At 65.1% G+C, this 25,995-nt stretch carries 22 protein-coding genes; 16 read left to right on the top strand and 6 right to left on the bottom strand.

The genetic code is table 11. The features are described from left to right. The 6 genes from dapE to map all read right to left on the bottom strand — a co-directional run. Positions 1–990: succinyl-diaminopimelate desuccinylase (dapE, locus tag HBJ55_RS10510; RefSeq protein WP_167114020.1), on the bottom strand; the 990-nt coding region annotated here is incomplete at its 3' end. A gap of 50 nt (positions 991–1,040) precedes the next feature. Further along, positions 1,041–2,066, bottom strand: a complete 1,026-nt coding sequence (gene dapD, locus HBJ55_RS10505) for a 2,3,4,5-tetrahydropyridine-2,6-dicarboxylate N-succinyltransferase (RefSeq protein ID WP_167114017.1) — start codon at positions 2,064–2,066, stop codon at positions 1,041–1,043. A gap of 32 nt (positions 2,067–2,098) precedes the next feature. Then, the gene (locus HBJ55_RS10500; RefSeq protein ID WP_167114014.1) at positions 2,099–2,443 is read right to left on the bottom strand and encodes a Spx/MgsR family RNA polymerase-binding regulatory protein; all 345 of its coding nucleotides are present in this window, start codon (positions 2,441–2,443) and stop codon (positions 2,099–2,101) included. Further along, positions 2,443–3,642: a succinyldiaminopimelate transaminase gene (dapC, locus tag HBJ55_RS10495; RefSeq protein ID WP_167114027.1), complete on the bottom strand. Its 1,200-nt coding sequence runs from the start codon at positions 3,640–3,642 to the stop codon at positions 2,443–2,445. The genes HBJ55_RS10500 and dapC overlap by 1 nt, the downstream gene beginning before the upstream one ends. A gap of 102 nt (positions 3,643–3,744) precedes the next feature. Continuing rightward, the gene (locus HBJ55_RS10490; protein WP_167114011.1) at positions 3,745–6,426 is read right to left on the bottom strand and encodes a [protein-PII] uridylyltransferase; all 2,682 of its coding nucleotides are present in this window, start codon (positions 6,424–6,426) and stop codon (positions 3,745–3,747) included. A gap of 11 nt (positions 6,427–6,437) precedes the next feature. Then, the gene (gene map, locus HBJ55_RS10485; RefSeq protein WP_167114008.1) at positions 6,438–7,229 is read right to left on the bottom strand and encodes a type I methionyl aminopeptidase; all 792 of its coding nucleotides are present in this window, start codon (positions 7,227–7,229) and stop codon (positions 6,438–6,440) included. A gap of 315 nt (positions 7,230–7,544) precedes the next feature. Here map and rpsB point away from each other — a divergent pair, with 315 nt between their 5' ends. From rpsB to dnaE, 16 genes are all read left to right on the top strand, one after another. Beyond that, positions 7,545–8,291 carry a 30S ribosomal protein S2 gene (rpsB, locus tag HBJ55_RS10480; RefSeq protein WP_167114005.1) on the top strand — a complete coding sequence of 249 codons (747 nt, stop codon included), beginning with the start codon at positions 7,545–7,547 and terminating at the stop codon, positions 8,289–8,291. A gap of 168 nt (positions 8,292–8,459) precedes the next feature. Further along, positions 8,460–9,329 (top strand): translation elongation factor Ts, encoded by an 870-nt coding sequence (tsf, locus tag HBJ55_RS10475; protein WP_167114002.1) that lies wholly within the window; start codon positions 8,460–8,462, stop codon positions 9,327–9,329. Positions 9,330–9,445: 116 nt separating this feature from the next. After that, complete coding sequence (gene pyrH, locus HBJ55_RS10470; RefSeq protein WP_167113999.1) at positions 9,446–10,207, top strand: UMP kinase; 762 nt, start codon at positions 9,446–9,448, stop codon at positions 10,205–10,207. A gap of 4 nt (positions 10,208–10,211) precedes the next feature. Continuing rightward, on the top strand, positions 10,212–10,769 hold the full coding sequence (gene frr / locus HBJ55_RS10465; RefSeq protein WP_167113996.1) for a ribosome recycling factor: 558 nt from the start codon (positions 10,212–10,214) through the stop codon (positions 10,767–10,769). A gap of 61 nt (positions 10,770–10,830) precedes the next feature. Further along, positions 10,831–11,607, top strand: coding sequence for a polyprenyl diphosphate synthase (uppS, locus tag HBJ55_RS10460; RefSeq protein WP_167113993.1), 777 nt, complete (start codon positions 10,831–10,833; stop codon positions 11,605–11,607). Then, entirely contained in the window at positions 11,600–12,400 is an 801-nt protein-coding gene (locus tag HBJ55_RS10455; RefSeq protein WP_167113991.1) for a phosphatidate cytidylyltransferase, read from the top strand. The genes uppS and HBJ55_RS10455 overlap by 8 nt, the downstream gene beginning before the upstream one ends. 1 nt (position 12,401) lies before the next feature. Beyond that, on the top strand, positions 12,402–13,595 hold the full coding sequence (ispC, locus tag HBJ55_RS10450) for a 1-deoxy-D-xylulose-5-phosphate reductoisomerase (RefSeq protein ID WP_167113988.1): 1,194 nt from the start codon (positions 12,402–12,404) through the stop codon (positions 13,593–13,595). A 41-nt stretch (positions 13,596–13,636) separates the two neighbouring features. Next, a complete protein-coding gene (rseP, locus tag HBJ55_RS10445; RefSeq protein WP_167113985.1) occupies positions 13,637–14,995 on the top strand; it encodes a sigma E protease regulator RseP in 1,359 nt (452 codons plus the stop codon). A 120-nt stretch (positions 14,996–15,115) separates the two neighbouring features. Next, a complete protein-coding gene (gene bamA, locus HBJ55_RS10440) occupies positions 15,116–17,458 on the top strand; it encodes an outer membrane protein assembly factor BamA (RefSeq protein ID WP_240936067.1) in 2,343 nt (780 codons plus the stop codon). A 25-nt stretch (positions 17,459–17,483) separates the two neighbouring features. Further along, a complete protein-coding gene (locus HBJ55_RS10435) occupies positions 17,484–17,990 on the top strand; it encodes an OmpH/Skp family outer membrane protein (RefSeq protein WP_167113982.1) in 507 nt (168 codons plus the stop codon). 48 nt (positions 17,991–18,038) lie between these two features. Next, complete coding sequence (lpxD, locus tag HBJ55_RS10430) at positions 18,039–19,076, top strand: UDP-3-O-(3-hydroxymyristoyl)glucosamine N-acyltransferase (RefSeq protein WP_167113979.1); 1,038 nt, start codon at positions 18,039–18,041, stop codon at positions 19,074–19,076. Between the two features lie 118 nt (positions 19,077–19,194). Next, entirely contained in the window at positions 19,195–19,638 is a 444-nt protein-coding gene (fabZ, locus tag HBJ55_RS10425) for a 3-hydroxyacyl-ACP dehydratase FabZ (protein ID WP_167113976.1), read from the top strand. Beyond that, on the top strand, positions 19,635–20,402 hold the full coding sequence (gene lpxA, locus HBJ55_RS10420; protein ID WP_167113973.1) for an acyl-ACP--UDP-N-acetylglucosamine O-acyltransferase: 768 nt from the start codon (positions 19,635–19,637) through the stop codon (positions 20,400–20,402). The genes fabZ and lpxA overlap by 4 nt, the downstream gene beginning before the upstream one ends. A 23-nt stretch (positions 20,403–20,425) precedes the next feature. Beyond that, entirely contained in the window at positions 20,426–21,667 is a 1,242-nt protein-coding gene (gene lpxB, locus HBJ55_RS10415) for a lipid-A-disaccharide synthase (protein ID WP_167113970.1), read from the top strand. Further along, positions 21,664–22,275: a ribonuclease HII gene (gene rnhB / locus HBJ55_RS10410; RefSeq protein WP_167113967.1), complete on the top strand. Its 612-nt coding sequence runs from the start codon at positions 21,664–21,666 to the stop codon at positions 22,273–22,275. Before lpxB ends, rnhB begins: the two co-directional genes overlap by 4 nt. A gap of 132 nt (positions 22,276–22,407) precedes the next feature. After that, positions 22,408–25,911, top strand: coding sequence for a DNA polymerase III subunit alpha (gene dnaE / locus HBJ55_RS10405; RefSeq protein WP_167113964.1), 3,504 nt, complete (start codon positions 22,408–22,410; stop codon positions 25,909–25,911). Positions 25,912–25,995 lie beyond the last annotated feature (84 nt).

The raw sequence follows: 25,995 nt of genomic DNA, 5'->3' as shown, positions 1-25,995 counted from the left end.
TCCCGCGTGATGGCCGCGGGTGTGCCACTTGCCGCGACCGGCGCCGCGCAGTGGGGCGGCATCCACCAGCTCACCCTCGGCGGTGAGGAACGGTTCGCCGTTGAGCGTCCAGTCGAGCTGATACTCCAGCCCGTGGGCATCGAGGATCGCCTCGGTGCGCGCGCGCAATTGCTCATGGGTCACCTCGGTGGAGAAGCGGAAGTTGAACACTACCTCCACATCGCCGGGGATCACGTTGGTGGCGCCGGTACCGGCGCGGATGTTGGAGATCTGGAAGCTGGTCGCAGGGAAGAAGTCATTGCCACCGTCCCAGTGTTCGCGCACCAGCGCATCCAGTGCCGGCATTGCCTGGTGGATGGGGTTGCGCGCCAGGTGCGGGTAGGCCACGTGGCCCTGGATGCCCTTGACGTGCAGCACGCCGCCCAGCGAGCCGCGCCGGCCGTTCTTGATCACGTCGCCGAGCACGTCGGTGGAGGAGGGCTCGCCGACGATGCAGTAATCGAGCCTTTCGTTGCGCTCGCGCAGATGCTCGACCACGGCCCGGGTGCCATCCACTGCGGGGCCTTCTTCGTCGGAAGTGATCAGGAAGGCAATGCGGCCATAATGATCGGGGTGGGCGGTGACGAAGCGTTCCACCGCTGTGACCATCGCCGCCAGGCTGCCCTTCATGTCGGCCGCACCGCGGCCGCGCAGCATGCCGTCATCATCGATGCCGGGCTCGAAGGGGGGCGTATCCCAGTGTGTATGAGGGCCGCTCGGTACCACGTCGGTATGGCCGGCGAAGGCCAGCACCGGGCCGTGATGGCCGTGCGTCGCCCAGAAATTCTCCACGTCGCCGAAGGGCAGGCGCTCGATGTGAAAGCCGAGCCGCTCCAGGCGCTCGATCAACAGCGCCTGGCAGCCCAGGTCATCGGGAGTGACCGAGGGACGGCGGATCAGCTCCATGGCCAGGGCCAGGGTTGGGGAGAGGTCGGAGGTCGTCGAGGACATTCAGGATTCCGGGAGGGGCGGGCGGCGTCGGGTGACGCCGCCTTCGCGCCTCAGTTGTGGGCGTGCAGCGCTTCGTTCAATGCAATGGCGCTCTTGTTGGTCAGGCATTCGATGCGCCCGTTCTGCGAGTTGCGACGCAGCAGCAGGTCGCTCTGGCCGGCCAGCTCTCGGGCCGCCACGGTCTTGACCTCCTGGCCCTGGTCGTCGAGCAGGGTGACCTTGGCTCCAGCGGTGATGTAGAGCCCAGCTTCCACGGTACAGCGATCGCCCAGGGGAATGCCGATGCCGGCATTGGCGCCGATCAGGCAGCCCTCGCCGACCTTGATGATGATGTTGCCGCCGCCGGAGAGCGTGCCCATGGTAGAGCAGCCACCGCCCAGGTCGGAGCCTCTGCCTACCATCACGCCGGCGGAAATGCGGCCTTCGACCATGCCGGGACCTTCGGTGCCGGCGTTGAAGTTGACGAAGCCTTCGTGCATCACGGTGGTGCCTTCACCGAGATGGGCGCCCAGGCGCACCCGGGCGGTATCGGCGATGCGCACGCCTGCGGGTACTACGTAGTCGGTCATCTTGGGGAACTTGTCGACGCAATCCACCGACAGGGCGCGGCCCTCCAGGCGTGCCTTGAGGCGGCGGGCGGGCAGCTCATCGATGTCGATCGGCCCCTCGCTGGTCCAGGCCACGTTGCGCAGCAGGCCGAACATGCCGGTCAGGTCGATGCCGTGCGGCTTGACCAGGCGATGCGACAGCAGGTGCAGCTTGAGATAGACCTCGGGGGCGCTCTGCGGCGGCAGGTCGCTCTCCAGGAACATGGCGACCAGCGGCCGTTGGCTGGCAGCCAGCGCCTCGGCCAGCTCGGCCTGGGCGACATGGCCCGCCGCCTTGAGCGCTTCGGCGATATCGGCGCAGTGCTCCGGGAGGAAGCTGACCGCGGCGTTGCCGGCGGGCACGTCGAGCACCTTGCCGACGGCGTCCACCAGGCTGGAATCGGGCTTGAGCAGCGGTGCCGGATAGTAGATCTCCAGCCAGTCGCCCTGGGTGTTCTGGGTGCCGATTCCGAAGGCAAAACTCAACATGCGGTGTCCTCGCGTCTTGTAGGGATAGGGCCTCAGCCCTTGAGATCGTCGTAGTCGCCGTCGCGATAGCCGACGCGTATCTCGTCGCCGGTATCGAGCAGCGGTCGCTTGAGCAGGGTGGGGTTGGCCATGATCAGCGCGCGGGCCTTGTTGGAGTCGATGTCCTGCTTTTCCTCCTCGGGGAGGTTGCGCCAAGTGGTGCTGCGCCGGTTGATGGCTTCCATTACCGGTACGTGCTCGAGGATATGCTCGAGCAACGCCGCGGAGAGGCCATCCTCGCGCAGGTCGTGAACCTGGTAGGGCAGGCCCTTCTCGTCCAGCGTCTTGCGCGCCTTGCGGCAGGTATCGCAGTTCTTGATCACGAACAGGGTTGCCATCATGAGCTCCTTTCGACGAAACGGCGTATTCGTTGGGCAGCTTCGACCGTCGGCTCGAGTTCGGCCACCAGTGCCAGGCGTACCCGGCCGCGTCCGGGATTGATGCCGTCTACGGCTTCACGCCCCATATAGGAGCCGGGCAGCACGCTGACGTGTTCCGCGGCGAACAAGGCCCGAGTGAAGGCCTCGTCGTCACCGCCCGGCACTGCCGGCCATAGATAGAAACTGGCCTCGGGTTCAGCAAATTCAAGCACGGGGGCAAGAATCTCGGTCACGGCGGCGAATTTCTCTCGATAGGCATCGCGGTTGGCGCGCACGTGGGCCTCGTCGTTCCAGGCCGTGATCGAGGCGTGCTGCAGTGGCAGCGACATGGCGCAGCCATGATAGGTGCGATAGCGCTTGAACGGCGCGATCAGCGCGGCATCGCCGGCGACGAATCCCGAGCGTAGCCCGGGCAGGTTGGAGCGCTTGGAGAGCGAATGGAACACCAGGCAGCGGCGGTAGTCGTGGCGGCCGATGGCGGCACACGCCTCGAGCAGTCCCGGCGGCGGAGCGGTCTCGTCGAGGTAGAGCTCGGAGTAGCACTCGTCGGAGGCGATGATGAAGTCATGCTCGTCGGCAAGCGCGATGAGTTTCTCGAACTCGGCCCGCGGCGTCACCGCCCCGGTGGGGTTGCCCGGCGAGCAGAGGAAAAGAATCTGCACCTCGCGCCAGGTATCCGCCGGCACGGCGTCGAGATCGGGTCGAAAGTCGTTCTCGGCGCGGCAGTCCAGATAGAGCGGCTGGCCCCCGGCGAGCAGGGTGGCGCCCTCGTAGATCTGGTAGAACGGGTTGGGCACCGCCACCCGTGCCGGGCGGGTGCGATCCAGTGCCGCCTGGATGAAGGCGAAGATCGCCTCGCGAGTGCCGTTGACCGGCAGCACCTGGCGCTCGGCGTCGAGGCCTTCGAGGCCGAAACGTCGTGTGGCCCAGGCGGTGATGGCCTGGCGCAGCTCGGGAATGCCGGCGGTGGCCGGGTAGCGAGCGAATGCCTGCTGATGGGCCTGCAGCGTCTCCAGCGCGGCGGCGAAGGGCGCATGCTGCGGCTCGCCGATGGTCAGCGGGATGTGCGCGAGCCCCTCGGGGGGCGTCACGCCGGCCTTGAGGGCGGCAAGCTTCTCGAAGGGATAGGGCTTCAAGGCGTCGAGGTCGGGGTTCATCGGTGTCCAGGCGTCGCCGGAAGGCGTCATTGTCATGGCTGCGGGCAGACCGTCGATTATAGGGAAGGCCCCGCTTCGCCTCAAACCAATACGCGGCGGGTGTCAGCCCGCCACGTCGAGCATTTCGATCAGTCGCTCGCGCAGGCGCTGCTGACGCTCGGGGTCGGTCAGTGGCGCGCCCGCCTTGTCGGTGATGAAGAAGACGTCTTCGACGCGTTCGCCCAGGGTGGCGATCTTGGCCGCCGAGAGCGATATGTCCTGCTCCATGAAGATGCGGCCGACCCGGGCCAGCAGGCCGGGGCGGTCGGGCGCGGTCAGCTCCAGCAGGGTGCGCTCGTTGGCCGGGTCCTGTTCGATGAGCACCTCGGTCGGCACCCTGAAGTGGCGCAGTTGGCGCGGCGTGTGACGAGTGACGATCTGCGGATAGTCATCGGGATCGTCGAGCTCCTCCACCAGGTGTGCACGGATCTCCTCGATGCGGCCTGGGTCACGGATGGCGCGCCCCTGGTCGTCGAGCACGATGAAAGTGTTGAGCGTCCAGTCGTTGCTCGAGGTGGCGATGCGGGCATCGTGGATCGAGAGACCGAGCTGCTCCATGGCGGCGGCGGTGGCGGCAAACAAGTCGTCCACCGAGCGAGTGTGAATGAATACCTTGGTACCGCCGTCGGACATGTCGTCGGTAGGGGCGCTGATCAGGATCAGCGGCAGTGGCGACTCGCCATGGGCGAGGATACCCATGGTCTGCCAGGCGATCTCGCTGGGCGCATACTGCAGGAAATACTCCTCGCCGAGCGATTCCCACAGGCGGTCGACCCGGCCGATGTCGGCGCCCACCGTGGCGAGCAGCGAGCGTGCTTCGCCGCGGGTCTCGCGCACCCAATCCTCGCGGTCGAGTGGGTTGTCCAGGCCGCGGCGCAGGGCACGCTTGGTTTCGGCGTGCAGCTGGCGCAGCAGCGAGGCGCGCCAGCCGTTCCACAGCGTCGGGTTGGTGGCGTTGATGTCGGCCACGGTCAGCACGTAGAGGTGGTCCAGGCGAGTCTCGTCCCCGACCAGGACGGCGAACTCGCCAATCACGTCGGGGTCGGTGATGTCGCGCTTCTGGGCCACCATCGACATCACCAGATGATTCTCCACCAGCCAACTGACCAGCCGTGTGTCACGGCTCGACAGGCCGTGGCGCTCGGCGAAGCGCTCCACGTCGCGGGCTCCGAGGAGCGAGTGGTCGCCGCCGCGGCCCTTGCCGATGTCGTGGTAGAGCCCGGCGATCCACAGCAGTTCCAGCTTGGGCAACTGGTGGACCAGTGCCGCCGCCACCGGAAACTCGTTGCGCGCCTCGGGCTTGCGGAACTGGTGGATAAACTTGAGCAGGCGCAGGGTATGGGCGTCCACAGTGTAGATATGGAACAGGTCGTGCTGCATCAGGCCCACCGCCTGGCCGAACTCCGGCAGGTACTTGCCCAGCACACCGTAGCGGTTCATGCGCCGAAGCTGGCGCGCCACGTTGCCGCTGGAGCGCAACAGCGACATGAACAGGTGCTGATGCTGAGCGTCGTCGCGGTAGAGGTCGTCGATCAGGTGGCGATGATCGCGAATCAGGCGGATGGTATCGGCACGCACGCCCTCGATCTCGGGATGCTCCGCCATCAGCAGGAACAGCTCGAGCAGGGCGTAAGGGTGGTCGCGGAAAACCGCTCGGTTGCGTGCCTTGATGTAGCCGCCCTCGATCTCGAAGCGTTCATTGAGCGAGGTGGTTTCCAGCCGTTCGCCGCCGCGCAGGATCGCTTCGTCGAAGTGCTGCAACAGCATGTCGTTGAGCCCGGCCAACGCCGTGACGTGCCGGTAGTAGCGCTTCATGAACTGCTCGACGGCCAGGCGCTCGGGGGTGTCGCGGAAGCCGAACAGCTCGGCGATGGTGCGCTGATGGTCGAACAGCAGGCGATCCTCGGCGCGGCCGGCGAGCATGTGCAGGGCGTAGCGCACCTGCCACAGGAAGGCCTGGCCCTGGCTCAGGATGCGCAGCTCGGCGTCGTTCATGAAACCGTTCGCCACCAGGTCCTCGTAGCGCTGGCTGCCGAAGTGGCGCTTGGCCACCCAGCCGATCATCTGAATGTCGCGCAGCCCGCCCGGCGAGCTCTTGATATTGGGCTCGAGGTGGTACTCGGAATTGTTGAAACGGTGATGACGGCTGATCTGCTCCTGCCACTTGGCCTCGAAAAAATGATCCGACGGCCACATGCGCCCGGGGGCGATGCGTGACTTCATTGCCTCACGCAGCGACTCGGGGCCGGCCAGGGTGCGCGACTCCATCAGGTTGGTAATGATGGTGATGTCGCCTTCGGCCTCGCGCTCGCAGTCGGAGAGCGAACGCACGCTGTGGCCAATCTCCAGGCCGATATCCCATAGCAGGGTGATGAAGGCAGTCAGTCCCTCGCGGTAGGGCGTGTCGTCGTCACTCTCCAGCAGCAGCATCAGGTCGACGTCGGAGTGCGGGTGCAGCTCGCCGCGGCCGTAGCCGCCCACCGCGAGCAGGGCCACGCCGTCGTCGGGCCAGTCGTGCAGCGACCATGCCACGCCCAGTAGCTGGTCGAGGCACCAGGCGCGGCCATGCACCAGGTCGCGAACGTCGGCGCCGGCGTGGAAGCGCTCGTCGAGTCGGCTCTGGATGGCGCGCAGCGCCGCCTTGAACGGGGCGATGGGCGAGCGGGTGCCGGCGAGTTCGCGACGGAAGGTCTCGGCGTCGAACAGCGTCTCGTCGGGCGCGAAGCGATAGTGGTGCAGGAGCATGATGGCTCGACTCAGTGGTCAAGGAAGGAGAAGTCTTCCTCGTGGCGTGCCGTGAGTACCTCGACGCCGGTCTCGGTGACGAGCAGCGTGTGCTCCCACTGCGCGGACAGGCTCTTGTCCCGGGTCACCGCGGTCCAGCCGTCGCGCAGCACCTTGGTCTGGTGCCCGCCGACGTTGATCATCGGCTCGATGGTCAGGCACATGCCTGCGGCCAAGGTGGCGTCGGCCTCGGGAGCGTAGCCGTCATAATGCAGCACCTGCGGGTCCTCGTGGAAGGTGGCGCCGATGCCGTGGCCGCAGAAATCGCGTACCACCGAGTAGCCATTGGCCTCGGCGTGGCTCTGGATGGCCCGGGCCAGCTCCGACAGGCGTACGCCGGGACGTACCAGGGCGATGCTCCGGTACAGACACTCCTGGGTGACACGGCACAGCCGCTCGCCCTGGATGCTTTCGCCGATGATGAACATGGCGCTGGAGTCGCCGTGGTAGCCGTCGCTGGTCTTGACGGTGACATCGATGTTCATGATGTCACCCTTCTTCAGCTTCTTGTCGGGGTCGGGGATGCCATGGCAGACCACGTGATTGATCGAGGTGCAGATCGACTTGGGAAAGCCGTGATAGTTGAGCGGCGCCGGCGTGGAGCCCAGCTCGTTGACGATGTAGTCATGGCACAGCCGGTCCAGCTCACCGGTGGTCACGCCGGCCGTGACATGCGGTGCTATCATTTCCAGCACGCTGGCGGCCTGGCGGCCGGCCTCGCGCATCTTCTCGATCTCGTCGGGCGTCTTGATGGGTATGTTCATGGAATCTCGGTTCTGAGGGGGTTGCAGCGCCGGCAACGTGGGCCAGGTACGGCAGGCGACTTCATCTCGTTGATGAACTATGGTATAAAGCCGCGCGCTTTCCTGCAATCGTCGCCCGCCATGGCTCTGGCCCGGTCGGTCGACGATGACGAGGGCGTCGGCGGCGAGCTGTTACGCTTCACGGCTCGGCCGTTACTTCAACAGCCTTGAAAACACACACGTACCGGCACATGGTCCCGGGTGCTGCCGCGGTAAATCCCGGCGGTCGGATCCATGGGGTGCGTGGAGGCCTAACCCGATTTTCAGGAGTCATCCATGGCACACGTCAACATGCGCGACCTGCTCAAGGCAGGCGCACACTTCGGTCACCAGACCCGTTACTGGAACCCGAAGATGAGCAAGTTCATCTTCGGCGCGCGTAACAAGATCCACATCATCAACCTCGAGCACACCCTGCCGGCCCTCAACGAGGTGATCGACGTGGTCGAGAAGATGGCCGCTTCCAACAACAAGATCCTGTTCGTCGGCACCAAGCGCAGCGCGAGCAAGATCATCAAGGAAGAAGCCAACCGGGTCGGTCAACCGTTCGTCAACCACCGCTGGCTCGGCGGCATGCTGACCAACTACAAGACCATTCGTCAGTCGATCAAGCGTCTGCGCGACCTCGAGACCATGCGCGAGGACGGCACCTTCGAGAAGCTGACCAAGAAAGAAGTCCTGATGGCGACCCGCGAGCAGGACAAGCTCGAGCGTTCCATCGGCGGTATCAAGGACATGGGCGGCCTGCCCGATGCGCTGTTCGTCATCGACGTCGATCATGAGCGTATCGCCATCAACGAGGCGAACAAGCTCGGCATCCCGGTCATCGGTGTGGTGGATACCAACTCCGATCCGGACGGCGTCGACTACGTGATCCCCGGCAACGATGACTCCATTCGTGCCATTCAGATCTACGTCAAGGCGATCGCCGACGCCTGTGCGCGGGCGAAGGAAGGCCGTCCCGACGAGTTCGTCGAGGTCACCGAGGGTGAAAGCGGCGACGCGGCTGCCGCTGCCGAGTAACGGCGAGTCGCTCGGGCCGGCACTGCCGGCCCGGGTGGGCGGCCAACCAAGGCGGCCGCCCGCTACCGTTCCGCTACGGTGGGGCGGGATTTCACCGGGCCCATGGGCCCGGCGCCCTTATTCCCAGGTCGAACCTACCCGGGTTCCACTTATCAAGAGGTGAATACCATGGCAGCGATCAGCGCTTCCCAGGTCAAGGAACTGCGCGAGCGTACCGGGCTCGGCATGATGGAGTGCAAGAAGGCGCTCACCGAAGCCGATGGTGATATCGAGGTCGCCATCGAGAACCTGCGCAAGAGTTCCGGTCTGAAGGCCGCCAAGAAGGCCGGCCGTACCGCCGCCGAAGGCGCCGTGGCGACCCGCGTCGCCGAGGACGGCAGCTATGGCGTAGTGGTCGAGATCAACTCCGAGACCGACTTCGTCGCCCGTGACGACAACTTCAAGGCCTTTGCCGACCAGGTCGCCGACGCCTTCTTCGCCGCCAAGAGCGAAGACGTCGCCGCCGTGATGGAAGGCGCCCTCGAGAGTGCCCGCGAGCAGCTGGTGCAGAAGATCGGCGAGAATATCGGCGTGCGTCGCTGCGCCGTGGTAGAGGCACCGGCAGGTGCGCTGGTGGGCGAATACGTCCACGGCGGCCGTATCGGTGTGCTCACCGTGCTCAAGGGCGGTAACGCCGAGGTGGCACGGGACGTCGCCATGCACGTGGCCGCGATCAATCCGGCCGTGGCGCTGCCCGAGGACATGCCTCAGGAGCAGCTCGACAAGGAAAAGGCGATCATCCTGGCCCAGCCCGATATGGCCGGCAAGCCGGAGCAGATCGCCGAGAAGATGGTCGAAGGCCGCCTGAAGAAGTACCTGGCCGAGAACAGCCTGACCGAGCAGCCCTTCGTCAAGGATCCGAATCAGTCCGTCGCCGAGTTCGTCAAGGCCGCGGGTGGTGAGGTGATCGGCTTCACCCGCTTCGAAGTGGGCGAGGGCATCGAGAAGGAAGAGGTCGACTTCGCCAAGGAAGTCATGGAACAGGCTGGCCGTCGCTAAGGTCAGAGGTTCCAGCACGAGGAGGGCGTGCGCGCGAGCGCACGCCTTCTCGTATCCGGCCGCCGCGTCGGCCTGTAGTAGAGTTGCTTCATCCCCTTGCGCCCAGGAGAGTTGCCATGTCCACGCCCGATCCCGTCGATAATCCCGCCAAGACCCGCACCGACAAGTCGAAGTACAAGCGCATCCTGCTCAAACTCTCGGGCGAGGCGCTGATGGGCGAGCACGACTTCGGTATCGATCCCAAGGTGCTCGATCGCATGGCGCTGGAGATCGGACAACTGGTCGGCATCGGCGTGCAGGTGGGGATCGTGGTCGGTGGCGGTAACCTGTTCCGTGGTGCCGCCCTCAACGCAGCGGGCATGGATCGAGTCACCGGCGATCACATGGGCATGCTGGCCACGGTGATGAACGCCCTGGCCATGCGCGACGCCCTGGAGCGTTCGAACATCCGCTCGCGCGTGATGTCGGCCATTCCCATGAGTGGGGTAGTGGAGCACTATGACCGTCGCACCGCGATTCGCTACCTGACATCGGGAGACGTGGTATTGTTCTCCGCCGGTACCGGCAACCCCTTCTTCACCACCGATTCTGCGGCCTGCCTGCGCGGCATCGAGATCGACGCCGACGTGGTGGTCAAGGCCACCAAGGTGGACGGGGTCTACGACAAGGATCCGGTGAAGCATGCCGATGCGGTCAAGTACGATCATCTGAGCTACGATAATGCGCTCGATCAAAAGCTCGGTATCATGGATTTGACCGCTATCTGCCTGGTGCGGGACCATGACATGCCGGTTCGCGTCTTCAACATGAACAAGCCGGGCGCCCTGCTGAATCTAGTGATGGGCGGCAAGGAAGGCACGCTGATAGACAGAGGTTGATATCGTGATCAATGACATCCAGAAAGACGCTGAAAGTCGCATGAAGAAGAGCCTCGACGCCCTTCATGCCAACTTCAACAAGATCCGTACCGGGCGTGCCCATTCCAGCATCCTCGACTCGGTTACCGTGGATTACTACGGCAGCCAGGTACCGCTCAACCAGGTCGCTTCGGTCAACGTGGAAGATGCCCGCACCCTCTCCGTGGTGCCTTGGGAGCAGAACCTGGTGCCCAAGATCGAGAAAGCGATCATGACCTCGGACCTGGGCCTCAACCCGGCCAGCGCCGGCAACGTCATCCGCGTACCGATGCCGATGCTCACCGAGGAGACCCGCAAGGGTTACATCAAGCAGGCCCGTGCCGAGGCCGAGAACGCCCGCGTGGCGGTGCGCAACGTGCGCCGCGATGCCAACAACGACATCAAGGCGCTGCTCAAGGAGAAGGAAATCTCCGAAGACGAGCAGCATCGCGGCGAGGAAGCGATCCAGAAGCTGACTGATAAATACATCGCCGAAATCGACAAGCAGCTCGAAGTGAAGGAACACGACCTGATGCAGGTCTGAGCAGCGCCGGGCGACGTCTTGCCGTGTCGTCGCCCGATTTCCCACCCCAATGCGAGACACCATGACGTCAGCGCAGACTTCCGCATCCCAGATGCCCCCCAAACCGCCCGGTGACGACCTGCCACGCCACGTGGCGATCATCATGGATGGCAACAATCGCTGGGCGCGTGCGCGCGGTCTCTCCGGCATCCGTGGTCACCGGGCGGGCGTCGAAGCCGTGCGTGCGGTCATTCGCCGTGCCGCCGAGCGCGGCATTCAGACCCTCACCCTGTTTGCTTTCTCCAGCGAGAACTGGCGTCGCCCCGAGGCCGAAGTCCGTGCCCTGATGGAACTTTTCCTCATCGCGCTCCGGCGCGAGGTGAAGAAACTGCACGACAACGGTATCCGGCTCTCGGTGATCGGCGATCGCAGCGCCTTTTCCACTTCGATCCAGAAATACATCGTGCGGGCCGAAGAGCTCACCCGCGACAATACCGGCCTGCATCTCGTCGTCGCCGCCAATTACGGGGGGCGCTGGGACATCGTCAATGCCGCGCGGCACCTGGCCGAGCGCGTCGAACGCAACGAACTCAAGCCCGATGCCATCGACGAGCACGCCTTCCAGCGAGAGCTGTGCCTGGGCGACGAGGCACCGATCGACCTTTGCATCCGCACCAGCGGGGAACAGCGCATCTCCAACTTCCTGCTGTGGCAGATGGCCTATGCCGAACTCTACTTCACGCCGCTGTTGTGGCCCGACTTCGACGGCCAGGCCTTCGACATGGCAATCGATGATTTCTGCCGGCGCCAGCGCCGCTTCGGCATGACCGACGAGCAGATCGAGGCAACCGGTGCTTAGACAGCGGATCCTTACGGCGGCATGGCTGGCACCGTTGATGCTGGCCGGCCTGTTCGGCCTTGCCGGGGGGGGCTTCGCCGCCTTTACCGGCATTCTCGTGCTGCTAGCCGCCTGGGAGTGGACCAACCTGGCCGGCGTAACCGTGGCGGGCCGACGCTTGTCGCTGGTGGCCGGTCTGGCCCTGTTGATGGCGCTGCTGTGGTGGCTCGGTGCGACACTGGCTACCTGGCCGCTGTGGATCGCCGTGGCCGGCTGGGCGATCAATCTCTACTGGGTCATTCAGTATCCGGCCAAGAGCGATCAGTGGGGCTCGACGGCAGCGCGCCTGGCCATGGGGCTATGGGTGCTGTTGCCGGCCTGGGTCGGTTTCAACGTATTGCGTGACACTGGCGGTATCTGGTTGCTTTACGTACTGCTGCTGGTGTGGGGGGCCGATATCGGCGCCTATTTCTGCGGGCGTGCCTGGGGCCGGCGCAAGCTGGCGCCGGCTGTCAGCCCTGGCAAGTCATGGGAAGGCGTGGCCGGCGGCGCCGCCGTGACGCTGCTGCTGGCGCTGCTGTTCGCCGTATGGCAAGAGCTGGGCGTGACGGGAGGCCTGGGACTGGTGGTCGTCACTGCGGTGGTGACTCTGGTCTCGGTGCTCGGCGACCTGCTGGAGAGCATGCTCAAGCGTTTTCGCGGCATCAAGGACTCCAGCAACCTGTTGCCCGGCCACGGTGGCGTGCTCGATCGTATCGACAGCCTGACGGCGGCAGTGCCGCTGTTCGCGCTGCTCTCGTTCGGGATGTTATGACATGAGCGGGCCGCTTCGGCAGCAGAGCGTTACGGTACTGGGTGCTACCGGTTCGATTGGCACCAGTACGCTCGACGTGATCGCCCGCCACCCCGAGCGCTATCGGGTGCATGCGTTGACCGCTCACCGTTCTCGTGAGGCGCTTCTGGCCCAGTGCCGGCAGCATCATCCCGCCGTGGCGGTGCTCGGCGACGAGCGCGATGCCGTCTGGCTGCGAGAGCAGCTGTCCCAGGCGGGCCTGGTAACCGAGGTGCGCGCCGGCGAAGAAGCGCTCATCGAGGTGGCCAGCGACACCGAGGTGGACGTGGTCATGGCCGCCATAGTCGGGGCTGCGGGGCTGCTGCCGACGCTGGCCGCGGTACGCGCCGGCAAGCGTGTGCTGTTGGCCAACAAGGAGGCGCTGGTGATGTCCGGTGCGTTGTTCATGGATGCCGTCGTGCGCCATGGTGCCACGCTGTTGCCGATCGATTCCGAACATAATGCCATCTACCAGTGTCTACCTCCCGAGCACCGCGGCGGTCTGTCCCGTCATGGTGTGACCCAGTTGCTGTTGACCGCTTCCGGCGGCCCTTTTCGCGGTTGGCCCCGCGAGCGTCTGGCCACGGTGACGCCGGCGCAGGCCTGCGCCCATCCCAACTGGTCGATGGGACGCAAGATCTCGGTGGATAGTGCCACGCTGATGAACAAGGGGCTGGAACTGATCGAGGCGTGCTGGTTGTTCGATGCCCGGCCCGAGCAGGTGCAGGTAGTAGTGCATCCGCAGAGCGTGATCCACTCCATGGCCGCCTACAGCGATGGCTCGGTGCTGGCGCAGCTGGGCAACCCGGACATGCGTACGCCGATCGCCTATGGATTGGCCTGGCCGGAGCGCATCGAGGCCGGCGTCGAGGCGCTGGATCTGTTCCAGATCGCCCGGCTCGATTTCGAGGCGCCCGATGAAGCGGCGTTTCCTTGTCTGCGGCTGGCCCGCGAGGCGATGCAGGCGGGAGGCACGGCGCCGGCGATTCTCAACGGTGCCAATGAAGTGGCGGTCGATGCCTTCCTGAATGGGCGAATGGGTTTTACGGGGATCGGCGAGCTGGTTGGCGAGATCCTCGAGGCGCTGCCGGTCGAGGCCGGCGACGACCTGGAAGCCATCCTGGGGGCCGATGCCCGGTCGCGCCAAGTGGCGCGTGAAAGGTTGGAAAAGCGCTGAACCGTATCCCGCCTAAAAACGAGTAGCTGAAGGAGGCTGTATTGGGCCTGATCCAGAACGTGCTGGCCGTCATCGTGGTGCTGGGCCTGCTGGTCACTTTCCACGAGTACGGCCATTACTGGGTGGCGCGGCGCTGCGGTGTCAGGGTGCTGCGCTTCTCGGTAGGTTTCGGCAAACCGCTCTGGTCCCGCGTCGATCGTCACGGGACCGAGTTCGCCGTGGCTGCGATTCCTCTCGGTGGCTACGTCAAGATGCTCGACGAGCGTGAGGCGCCGGTACCCCGCGATCAGCTCCACGAGGCGTTCAATCGCAAGTCGGTATGGCAGCGCATCGCCATCGTCGCGGCGGGACCACTGGCCAATTTCCTGCTTGCTATCGTCGCCTACTGGGCGCTCTTCGTGGCCGGCACCACGACGGTGGCACCGATGGTGGGCGAGGTGGCCCCCGATTCACCGGCAGCCCGGAGTGGCCTGCAGGGCGGCCAGGAGATCGTTGCGGTGCAGGGCAGCGACGTGCGTTCCTGGGATGAGATCAACCTGCGTCTGATTGCCGATATCGGCTTCAGCGGCGAGCTGACCATCCAGGCGCGCGACGATGCCTCGGCGGACTCCAGGGAATATCGCTTGCCCGTGCAGGATTACCTGGTGCGTCAGGATCCGCCACAGCCACTGCCCACGCTGGGTATCACGCCCTGGCAGCCGCGCATTCCTGCCGTACTGGACCAGGTGATCGACGGCGAGCCCGCGGCCGAGGCGGGGCTGCGCGCCGGCGATGTGATACTGACCGTGAACGGCAATCCGATCGAAGAGTGGATGGACTTCGTCAGTGTGGTGCGGGCCAGCCCCGGTGAAACTCTGGAGCTCGAGGTGTCCCGTGACGAAGAGAGCCTTGCGCTGACTCTCACCCCGGGCTCGCGAGAGCTCGAGACGGGGGCTGCCATCGGCTATGTCGGTGCCGGCGTCGAGGCGGTGGAATGGCCCGAGGAACTTCGCCGCGAGATTCGCTACGGTCCCGTGGCAGCGGTGGGGCAGGCCGTGAGCCGCACTGGTGAGATGACGCTGCTGACCCTGGATGCGATTCGCAAGATGCTGGTGGGGCTGATTTCGCCGACCAATCTGTCGGGGCCCATCACCATCGCCCAGATGGCAGGGGATACGGCGCGCACGGGGCTGGAGAGTTTCGTCAGTTTCCTGGCCTATCTCTCGGTCAGCCTGGCGGTGCTCAATCTGTTGCCCATCCCGGTACTTGATGGCGGCCACCTGCTTTATTATTTCGTCGAGGTGGTCCGCGGCCGACCGGTGTCGGAGCAGGCCCAGGCATTCGGACTGCGGATCGGTCTGGCGCTGGTCGGCATGCTGATGCTGATGGCCCTGTATTTCGATCTGATGCGTCTCTGGTAGCAAGCGCCCTTTCGGGGGCACAGGGAGGCAGAGCTTTGCTCTGCCTTGTCAGTCACCCGCACATATGTATATGGTGCCTGTCTGGACAGGCAGGCGGATCAACGCGAGCGAAGCGACTGCATGAATATCAAGACCCTCGGACTGGCGGCACTGCTGCTGGCCGGTTCCAGTACGGTGCTGGCCGAATCTTTTGAAGTTTCAGACATTCGCGTGGAAGGGCTGCAGCGGGTTTCCGCCGCCTCCGTTTTCAACGCCTTTCCCATCAGCGCGCGAGATCAGGTGGATGACCGCGAGCTTGCCGAGGCGGCCCGTAGTCTGTTCGCCACCGGCCTGTTCGACGACATTCAGCTCGCCCGCGACGGCGACGTGCTGGTCATCCAGGTCGTCGAGCGTCCGACCATCTCGCGCCTCAATATCAGCGGCAACAAGCAGCTCTCCGAAGAGGACCTGCGCCGTGGGCTGCGCGAAGGCGGGCTGGCGGAGGGTCAGGTCTTGCAGCTCTCCACGCTCGAGGACATCCAGCGTGAGCTCGAAGGCGTCTATCAGGCCCAGGGGCGCTACAGCGCCCGCATCGAGACCAGCGTGCGCGAGATCGACGAGGGTCGGGTGCAGGTCGATATCGACATCAACGAAGGCGCAGTGGCCAAGATCCGTCAGATCAATATCGTCGGCAATCGCCAGTTCGACGATGAAGAGCTGCGTGAGGTATTCGAGCTAAACGACCAGCCAGGACGTTTCTTCGGCTGGTTCTCCAAGGACGAATACTCCCGCGAAGCGCTGGCCGGCGATCTGGAGCGCCTGCGCTCCTTCTATCTCGACCGCGGCTACGTCAACTTCAACATCACATCCACCCAGGTCTCGATCAGCCCGGACAAGTCGCAGATCTTCGTCACCGTCAATGTCGACGAGGGTGGTCAGTACCGCCTGGGCGACATCGGTTTCGCCGGCAACCTGCAGGTCAGCGAGCGCGAGGCACGCAACCTGCTGCAGGTCGAGAGTGGCGATATCTTCTCGCGCAGTGACGTTACGGCATCCACCGAGGCGCTGCGCTCGCGGCTGGGCGCCGAGGGCTTCGCCTTCGCCCGGGTCGAGGGCGTGCCGCAGCCGCGTGCCGACGGCGAGACCGTCGATCTGACCTTCAGCGTCGACCCGGGGCGGCGCGCCTACGTGCGCCGCATCAACTTCATCGGCAACACCACCACCCAGGATGAAGTGCTGCGCCGCGAGATGATCCAGATGGAGGGGGCGCCGGCCTCCACAGAATCGATCAGCCAGTCGCGCCGTCGTCTGGAGCGCCTGGGCTTCTTCCGCCAGGTCGAGGTGGAGACCCAGCCGGTGGCCGGCGAGTCCGACAAGCTCGACGTTACCTATACCGTCGAAGAGCAGCCCTCCGGCTCGGTCTCGGCCAGCATCGGCTTCTCCCAGAGCGCCGGGGTGATCTACGGCGCGGCACTGGCCCAGAACAACTTCCTGGGAACCGGCAACCGTGTCAATATCGGTGCCCAGCGCAGCGACACCTTCACCAGTGTCAACTTCGGCTTCACCGACCCCTACTGGACGCTGGACGGCATCTCGCGCGGCTACAATCTCTTCTATCGCGAGACCGACTACGAAGATTCGGATATCTCGACCTACTCCACCGACGCCTACGGCGCGGGGATCAATTTCGGTTATCCGGTCAGTGAGCTGTCGCGGCTCAACTTTGGCACCAGCATCGAGGACCTCACGGTCAAGACCTATCGCGATACCGCCTCGGAGATCGTGCGCTACGTCGACGAGCAGGGCGAGAGCGCGCAGAGTCTCAAGCTCACCGCGAGCTGGACACGCAACAATCTCAACCGCGGCATCATGCCCACCTCCGGTGACTACCAGCGTCTGTCACTGGAGACCGCCGCTCCCGGCAGCGATGCCGACTATTACAAGTTGCGCGCCCGTGCCCAGCAGCTCTTCGCCCTCAACGAAGAGGAGACCTGGGCGCTGAAGTTCGGTACCACCCTGGGCTATGCTGACAGTATCGGCAGCGATCCCTATCCGTTCTACGAGAACTTCTTTGCCGGTGGTCTTGGGTCGGTGCGCGGCTTTACGGCCAATACGCTGGGCCAGCGTACGACGCCACGCGAGTCCGGGCGCGACCGTACCCTGGGCGGCAACGTGCTGGTCGAAGGCAGTGCCGAGCTGCTCTTCCCGTTGCCGTTCATCGAGGATCAGCGCTCGCTGCAGACAGGGTTCTTCGTCGATGCCGGCAACACCTTCCTGACCAGCTGCTACCCGGTGGTGGAAGGCGACGGCCCCTCGCGCTGTTCGTCGGGCGTCGACCTGGGCGAGCTGCGCTACAGCATCGGCGTAGGCCTCTCCTGGCTGACTCCGGTGGGGCCGCTGACCTTCAGCATCGCCGAGCCGCTCAATGACGAGAGTGGCGACGACACCCAGTTCTTCCAATTCTCGCTGGGCCAGACGTTCTGAGCCGGCCTGCCAAGAGGTATTTAGCATGCGCAAGTTGACAGCCATTCTCTGCCTGGGCCTGTTTGCCGTCCTGGCTGCACCGGCCTACTCGGCCGAAGTCGCGATGCTGGATTGGCGCCAGGCGCTGCTCACGTCCGATGCCGCCCAGCGCTCCATGCAGGATCTCGAGAGTCGTCTGGCCGGCCAGCAGCAGGAGGCGCAAACGCTGGGCCAGGAACTGTCCCAGCTGCAGCAGCGGCTACAGCAGGAGGGCGACAGCCTTCCCGATGCCGAGCGCCAGTCGCTGATCCAGGAGTTCCAGCAGAAGGGCGGCCGCTTCGAGCAACTGCGTCAGCAGATCATGGAAGAGCAGATGCGTGCCGAGCAGGAGTTCCTGCAGCAGGCCGAGCCGAAACTCGACCAGGCCGTGGAGCAGGTCATTTCGCGGCACGGCGTCCAGGTACTGGTGGAACCCCAGGGCGTGCTGCATACCGATCAGGAGCTGCCCAATCTGACGGATGAAGTGATCGAAATCCTCAATTCTCTCAACTGATCCATAGCGGCAGGCAGCACCTGTCGCACGCAGTCGATACGGGTTTCCATGACGCACCCTGCTATTCACGAATTCACTTTGGCCGAACTGGCCGAGCGGCTCGGCGCCAACCTGGTAGGTGATGGCAGCCAGCGGATCCGGGGCCTGGCCACGCTCAGAGAAGCCGGTCCCGATCAGGTGGCTTTCGTGGCCAACCGCTCCTACCTCAAGGACCTGTCCGACACCCGGGCCGGGGCCGTGCTGCTGCAGCCCGAGCATGCCACTGTCTGTCCGGTGACGCGTCTGGAATTGCCCAACCCCTATCTCGGCTATGCCCAGCTGTCGCAGTTGTTCGACCCCATCCTTGCGACCCCGAGGGGGGGCATTCACCCGGCGGCGGTGGTGGCAGACGACGTGGCGCTTGGCGAGCGGGTCGAGATCGGCCCCAACGCCGTCGTCGAAGCTGGCGTCGAGCTGGGTGACGAGGTGGTGATCGGCGCCGGTTGCTTCATCGGCGCAGGCGCGCGTATCGGGGCGGGCTCGCGCCTGCATCCCAATGTCACCGTCTGTCACGGTGTGGCCGTCGGCGAGCGGGTCATTCTGCACAGCGGCTGTGTGATTGGCGGCGATGGCTTTGGTTTCGCCCATGATGGCAGTCGCTGGCACAAGATTGCCCAGCTCGGCAGTGTGATACTGGGTGACGACGTCGAGGTGGGCAGTTGCTCAAGCATCGATCGCGGCGCGCTCGACGACACCGTGATCGGTAACGACGTGAAGATCGACAGCCAAGTGCAGATCGCCCACAACGTGCGCATCGGCGACCATACGGCGCTGGCCGGTTGCGTCGGGATCGCCGGCTCCACCCGCGTGGGCAGGAACTGTATGCTGGGCGGCGGTGTGGGGCTCGCCGGACACCTGACCATTTGCGATGGAGTGCAGGTCACCGGCATGAGCCTGGTGACCAACTCGATCCACGAACCGGGCGTCTACTCCTCGGGTACCGGCGCCATGTCCAACGCCCAGTGGCGCAAGAACGCGGTGCGTTTCAAGCAACTCGACGACTTCGCGCGGCGACTGGCGCGGCTCGAAAAGCGCGACCAGGGTTGAGGCAGAGTCGGGCGGCGCTATAATTCCGCCTGCCTGACGCAGGCGTTTTTTCGGGAAGCCGGGCGGCGCGCACCAACGCTCGCGATGGCTTCCCTACTTCATTTTAGAGGTCGCTACGATGGTAATGGACATCAACGAGATTCGTGAGTATCTGCCGCACCGATACCCTTTTCTGCTGATCGATCGGGTGTTGGAGCTGAGCCTTGGCGAATCCATCGTTGCCTACAAGAACGTCAGCATCAACGAGCCGTTCTTCAACGGTCACTTTCCACACCATCCGATCATGCCCGGTGTCTTGGTACTCGAGGCCTTGGCGCAGGCCTGCGGCATTCTCGGCTTCAAGACCGTCAACAAGCTGCCGGCCGATGGCTATGTCTATTATCTTGTGGGTAGCGACAACGTGCGTTTCAAACGGCCGGTGATGCCGGGGGATCGCCTGAGACTGGAGGCGAAAGTCGAGCGTGAAAAGCGCGGCATCTGGAAGTTCGCCTGTCGTGCTACGGTAGATGGCGAGCTGGCCTGCGAGGCCGAGGTCATCTGTGCGGAGAGGAAGGTTTCTTGATACATACCACTGCCATTGTCGACCCTGGGGCACGTCTGGCCGAGGATGTGGAAGTCGGGCCCTTCAGCGTGATCGGGCCCGATGTCGAGATCGGCCCCGGCAGTCGTATCGGCCCGCATGTGGTCATCAAGGGGCCGACCGTACTAGGGGCGCGTACCCGCATCTTCCAGTTCGCCTCGGTGGGTGAGGATTGCCAGGACAAGAAGTACGCCGGCGAGCCGACGCGTCTGGTGATGGGCGACGACAATGTCATTCGCGAATGCGTCACGCTGCATCGCGGCACCGCCCAGGATCGCGGCGAGACCACTATCGGTTCGCGCAACCTGTTCATGGCCTATGTGCACGTCGGTCACGATTGTGTCATCGGGGACGACTGCGTGCTGGCCAACCAGGCGACCCTGGCCGGGCACGTGACCCTGGGCAACTTCGCCATCCTCGGCGGTTTGTCGGCCATCCATCAGTTCTGCCACTTCGGCGATCACGCCATGGCCGGCGGTGGTTCGATCATCACCAAGGACACCCCGGCCTTCGTCATGATCAATGGCAATCCGGCCAAGGTGCACGGACTCAACCAGGTGGGACTCAAGCGGCGCGGCTTCTCGGCCGAGGCGATCAAGGCCCTGAACGAGAGCTACCGGCTGATCTATCGTCAGGGACTGACCGTGCCGCAGGCGCTGGAGGAGATTCGCAACCGCTACACGCTGCCCGAGACCGAAACCTTCGCTGCCTCCATCGAGGTCTCGACACGCGGCATCATACGCTGACGTGGCCTCGTAACGGGTTCGATATGAGCAAGCTTGCGCGTGTCTATATCGTCGCCGGCGAAATGTCCGGCGACCTGCTCGGGGCGAGCCTGATGCGTGCCCTGAAGGCGCGCCATCCGCAGGTGCAGTTCCGCGGCATTGGCGGTCCCGGCATGATCGCCGAGGGTATCGACAGCCGCTTCCCGCTGGAGACGCTCTCGGTCATGGGGCTGGTCGAGGTACTCAAGCACCTCCCCGAGCTGATTCGGGTGCGCCGCGCCCTGCGTGCCGATGCCTTGGCCTGGCGGCCGGACGTGATGATCGGCATCGATGCCCCCGACTTCAATCTCGGTCTCGAGCGGCAGCTACGCGAGGCGGGTCTCACCACCGTTCATTACGTCAGCCCCACGGTATGGGCGTGGCGCCAGGGCCGGGTGAAGGGCATCGCCCGGTCGGTCGATGCCATGCTCGCCCTCCTGCCTTTCGAGGCCGCCTTCTATGAGCAGCATCGTCTGCCGGTAGCCTTCGTCGGGCATCCGCTGGCCGACGAGCTGCCGTTGGTCAGCGATCGTGCCGGTGCGCGTGCCGAACTCGGGCTGGCAGAGACTGACCCGGTGCTCGCCGTGCTGCCGGGCTCGCGGGCCAACGAGGTTCGCTTTCTCGGCGCGACCTTCCTCGATGCCGCCGAGCGGCTGTGTCGCGAGCGGCCCACACTGCGGGTGGTGATCCCGGCAGCGACTCCGCTGCGCCGCGAGGAGCTCGAGCGCCTGCTGGCCAGCCGCCCGACGCTCGACGGGCGGGTCACGCTGCTCGACGGCCGGGCGCGCCAGGCAATGGTCGCCAGCGACGCCGTGCTGCTCGCTTCGGGCACGGCGGCGCTCGAGGCGATGCTGTGCCACCGGGCCATGCTGGTCGCCTACCGGATGGCACCGATGACCCATTGGTTGGCGCAGCGTCTGGTCAAGACCGAATGGATCTCGCTGCCCAACCTGATCGCTCGTGAGGGTCTGGTGCCGGAGCTGATACAGGATGCCGCCACGCCCGAATCGATCGTCTCGAACATCGGGCCCATGCTCGACGATGCCCATATGAGGGAGGCTCTCGAGGAGCGCTTCGCCGTCATGCATGCCGGGCTGCAGCGCAATGCCAGCGTCAGGGCGGCCGAGGCCATCGAGGCCTTGCTGGAGGGGCGGCCGATGCCCGCCTCGCTATCCAGTGAAGAGAGTTTCGCGACGGTAGAACAGCTTCCAGTCGAGCGAACGCAGACAGGGAGAGAAGAGACATGAACGACTGTCCGTTCCCCCCCTTGGTGATCGACTATCAGGGCCATCTGCTGGCCGGTGTCGATGAGGTCGGTCGCGGGCCGCTGATTGGGGCGGTAGTGGCCGCCGCGGCAATTCTCGACCCCATGCGGCCGATCGCCGGCCTGGCCGACTCCAAGAAGCTCACGCCGCAGCGCCGCGTCGAGCTCGATGCCGAGATCCGCGACAAGGCGCTGGCCTTCGCCGTGGCCGAGGCAAGCCACGCCGAGGTCGACAAACTCAACATCTATCACGCCACGCACTTGGCCATGCGCCGGGCGATCGATGCTCTGCCGCTGGTGCCGGAATATCTGCTGGTGGACGGTAATCGCCTGCCCGGGCATCATGTCCCCGGTCAGGCGATCGTCAAGGGCGATGCACGCCACCCGGCCATCGCGGCCGCCTCGATACTCGCCAAGGTGGCCCGCGATGCGCAGATGGTGGCGCTCGACGGCCTGTTCCCCGGGTACGGTTTCGCGCGCCACAAGGGCTATGCCACGCCCGAGCACCTGGATGCCCTGGAGCGTCTCGGGCCGCTGCCCGAGCATCGCCGCTCCTTCGCCCCGCTGAAGGGGCAGCTCGAGCTGCTCTAGATCATTCGCCGCTTCCAGTAGCGAGGGCGCCGGATCAGCCCGAGCGGAGCAGGGCTCTGAGCCTGAGCCATACCGCAGGATCAATAGCCTGTTTTACGTGTCGACCATTTACCGCCAAGTACCGAGCCCATCATGACCACGCCCTTCGTACACCTGCGCGTCCATACCGAGTACTCCCTGGTCGATGGCCTGGTGCGACTCAAGCCGCTGCTCAAGGCCACCGCCGAGCAGGGTATGCCGGCCCTGGCCGTGACCGACGAGTCCAACCTGTTCGGCCTGGTCAAGTTCTACCGTGGCGCCCAGGGCGCCGGGCTGAAGCCGGTGATCGGTGCCGACCTGTGGCTGGCCAACTCCTACGACGAGACGCACCCTTACCGGCTGACGCTGCTGGCGATGAACGACGTCGGTTATCGCAACCTCACCGAGCTGATCTCGCGAGGCTGGATGGAGGGGCAGCGCCAGGGGCGCGCCGTGCTCGAGAAGTCATGGGTGCTCGCGCAGAGCGAGGGGCTGATAGCTCTCTCCGGTGGCCGCGAGGGCGAGATCGGTCGTCACCTGCTGGCCGACCACCGCGACGAGGCGCGCATGCTGCTCGAGGAGTGGCAGTCGGCTTTCCCCGATCGCTTCTACCTGGAGCTGACCCGCACCGGGCGGCCGCAGGAGGAGGAGTGCGTGCACCTCTCGGTGGAGCTCGCCATCGACAGCGGCACCCCGGTGGTCGCGACCAACGACGTGCGCTTCCTCGAGCGCGACGACTACTGGGCCCATGAGACGCGCGTCTCCATCGGCGAAGGCAAGGCGCTGGACGATCCGCGCCGTGAACGCAAATATACCGAAGAGCAGTATCTCAAGAGCCCCGCGGAGATGGCCGAGCTGTTCGCCGACATTCCCGAAGCGCTCGAGAACAGCGTAATGATCGCCGCGCGCTGTAACGTCGACGTGCGCCTGGGCGAGATCTTCCTGCCGGAATTCGAGATTCCCGAAGGGCTGACCCAGGACGAGTTCTTTCGCAAGGTTTCCCACGACGGCCTCACCGAGCGACTCGATTTCCTCTACCCGGCCGAGAAGTACCCGCGCGACGGCGCCGAGTTCGCCGAGATCGACAAGCGCTACCGCGAGCGGCTGGACTTCGAGCTCGACATCATCATCCAGATGGGCTTTCCCGGTTACTTCCTCATCGTGATGGATTTCATCCAGTGGGCCAAGGACAACAACGTCCCGGTGGGTCCGGGGCGCGGTTCCGGTGCCGGCTCGCTGGTGGCCTACGCGCAGAAGATCACCGATCTCGACCCGCTGGAATACGACCTGCTGTTCGAGCGCTTCCTCAATCCCGAACGGGTCTCGATGCCCGACTTCGACGTCGACTTCTGCATGGAGAAGCGCGACCGGGTGATCGAGTACGTAGCCGACCGCTACGGTCGCAACGCGGTGTCGCAGATCGTCACCTTCGGCACCATGGCGGCCAAGGCGGTGGTGCGCGACGTGGCTCGCGCCCAGGGCCGGCCCTACTCGCTGGGCGACAAGCTCTCCAAGCTGATCCCCTTCGAGGTGGGCATGACGCTGGCCAAGGCCATCGAGGCGGAGCCGGCGCTCAAGGAGTTCGTCGAGAACGACGAGGAGGCCGCCGAAATCTGGGAGATGGCGGTCAAGCTCGAGGGCATCACCCGCGGCACCGGCAAGCACGCCGGCGGCGTGGTGATCGCGCCGACCAAGCTCACCGACTTCTCTCCGCTGCTGTGCGACGAGGAGGGCAACGGCCTGGTCGTGCAGTTCGACAAGAACGACATCGAGGAGGCCGGGCTGGTCAAGTTCGACTTCCTTGGCCTGCGCACCTTGACCATCATCGACTGGGCGCTGGAGATGGTCGACAAGGTGCGTGCCGTCAAGGGCGAAGGGCCGCTCAACATAGACAGTATCCCGCTCGACGACGGCCCCACCTTCGAGATGCTCAAGCGCGCCGAGACCACGGCGGTGTTCCAGCTCGAATCGCGCGGCATGAAGGAACTGATCAAGCGCCTGCTGCCCGACTCGCTGGAGGACATGATCGCACTCGTGGCGCTGTTCCGCCCGGGACCGCTGCAGTCGGGCATGGTTGACGACTTCATCAACCGTAAGCACGGCCGCGCCGAGATCTCCTACCCGCACCCCGATTACCAGCACGAGTGGCTCAAGCCGGTGCTGGAGCCCACCTACGGCATCATCCTCTACCAGGAGCAGGTGATGCAGATCGCCCAGGTGCTGGCGGGCTACAGCCTGGGTCAGGCCGACATGCTGCGCCGGGCGATGGGCAAGAAGAAGCCCGAGGAGATGGCCAAGCAGCGCGCCGGCTTCATGGAGGGCTGCGCGGCCAATGGCATCGACAAGGAGCTGGCCGGCAACATCTTCGACCTGGTAGAGAAGTTCGCCGGCTATGGCTTCAACAAGTCGCACTCGGCGGCCTACGGCCTGGTCTCCTACCAGACCGCCTGGCTCAAGACACACTACCCCGGCCCGTTCATGGCCGCGGTGATGTCCACCGAGATGGACAACCTCGACAAGGTGGTACCGCTGATCGAGGAGTCGCGGCGCATCGGCCTGACCGTGACTCCGCCGGACGTCAACATCGGCGCCTACAAGTTTACCGTGGATACCGAAGGGCGCGTGGTCTACGGCCTGGGAGCCATCCGCGGCGTGGGCGAGGGGCCGATCGGCGCCATCGTCGAGGCGCGTGAAGCCGACGGGCCGTTCGCCGATCTGTTCGACTTCTGCCGGCGAGTCGATCCCAGGCGCATGAACAAGCGCACCCTGGAGGCGCTGATCCGCTCGGGAGCGCTGGACAACCTGGGACCGAACCGGGCGGTGCTGGCCGCTGCGCTCGACGATGCCCTCCGCGCCGCGGCCCAGACCCAGACCAACCAGAACCTGGGCATGATGGACATGTTCGGCGAGGCCTTTGCCGATGCCGCGGTCGAGAGCGACCCCTACGAAGCCTATCGCCGCGCCCGCGAGTGGACCGACAAGGAGCGTCTGGCCGGCGAGAAGGAGACCCTCGGGCTCTATCTCACCGGACACCCCATCGACGAGTACGAGAAGGAGCTGGCACGTTTCGTCTCCACGCGCATCAGTGACCTCAAGCCCTCGCGCGAGCCGCAGCGGGTGGCGGGCCTGGTGGTGGCCATGCGCACCATGAAGTCCAAGCGCGGCGACACCATGGCCTTCATCACTCTGGACGACCGCACCGGGCGCATCGAGGCGTCGCTGTTCGGCGAGCTGTTCGATTCCCTGCGCGGCCAGATCGAGGCCGACCAGGTGCTGATCGTCGAAGGCGAGGTCTCCAGCGACGACTTCTCCGGCGGCCTGCGCCTGCGCGGCAAGGACGTCACACCGATGGTGGCCGCCCGCGCTCGCTACGGCGAGGCGGTGGAGCTGTCGCTGGACGGTACCCGGGTCAACGGCCGTCTGATCGATACCCTGCGCGACAGCCTGACGCCGCACCGCGACGACGGCGGCCTGCCGGTACGCCTGCGTTATCGCAACGACGCGGCCGCCGGCTGGTTGGAGTTGGACGGTCAGTGGCGCGTGGCCCCCAGCGACGAGCTGCTGATCGCGCTGCGCGAGGTGGAGGGGCAGGACGGCGTGCGCCTCAAATACCGCTAGGGAAACACTTATATGGACTCCCCCTTTGCAAGATGACGTTGAGATCGATCAACACTAAGGTCCAACTGCATCCTTATATTCGGC

This window comes from Billgrantia bachuensis, from assembly GCF_011742165.1.
In the GTDB taxonomy this organism is placed as follows: Bacteria; Pseudomonadota; Gammaproteobacteria; order Pseudomonadales; family Halomonadaceae; genus Halomonas; species Halomonas bachuensis.
This window is presented reverse-complemented; position numbering and strand designations above follow the sequence as displayed.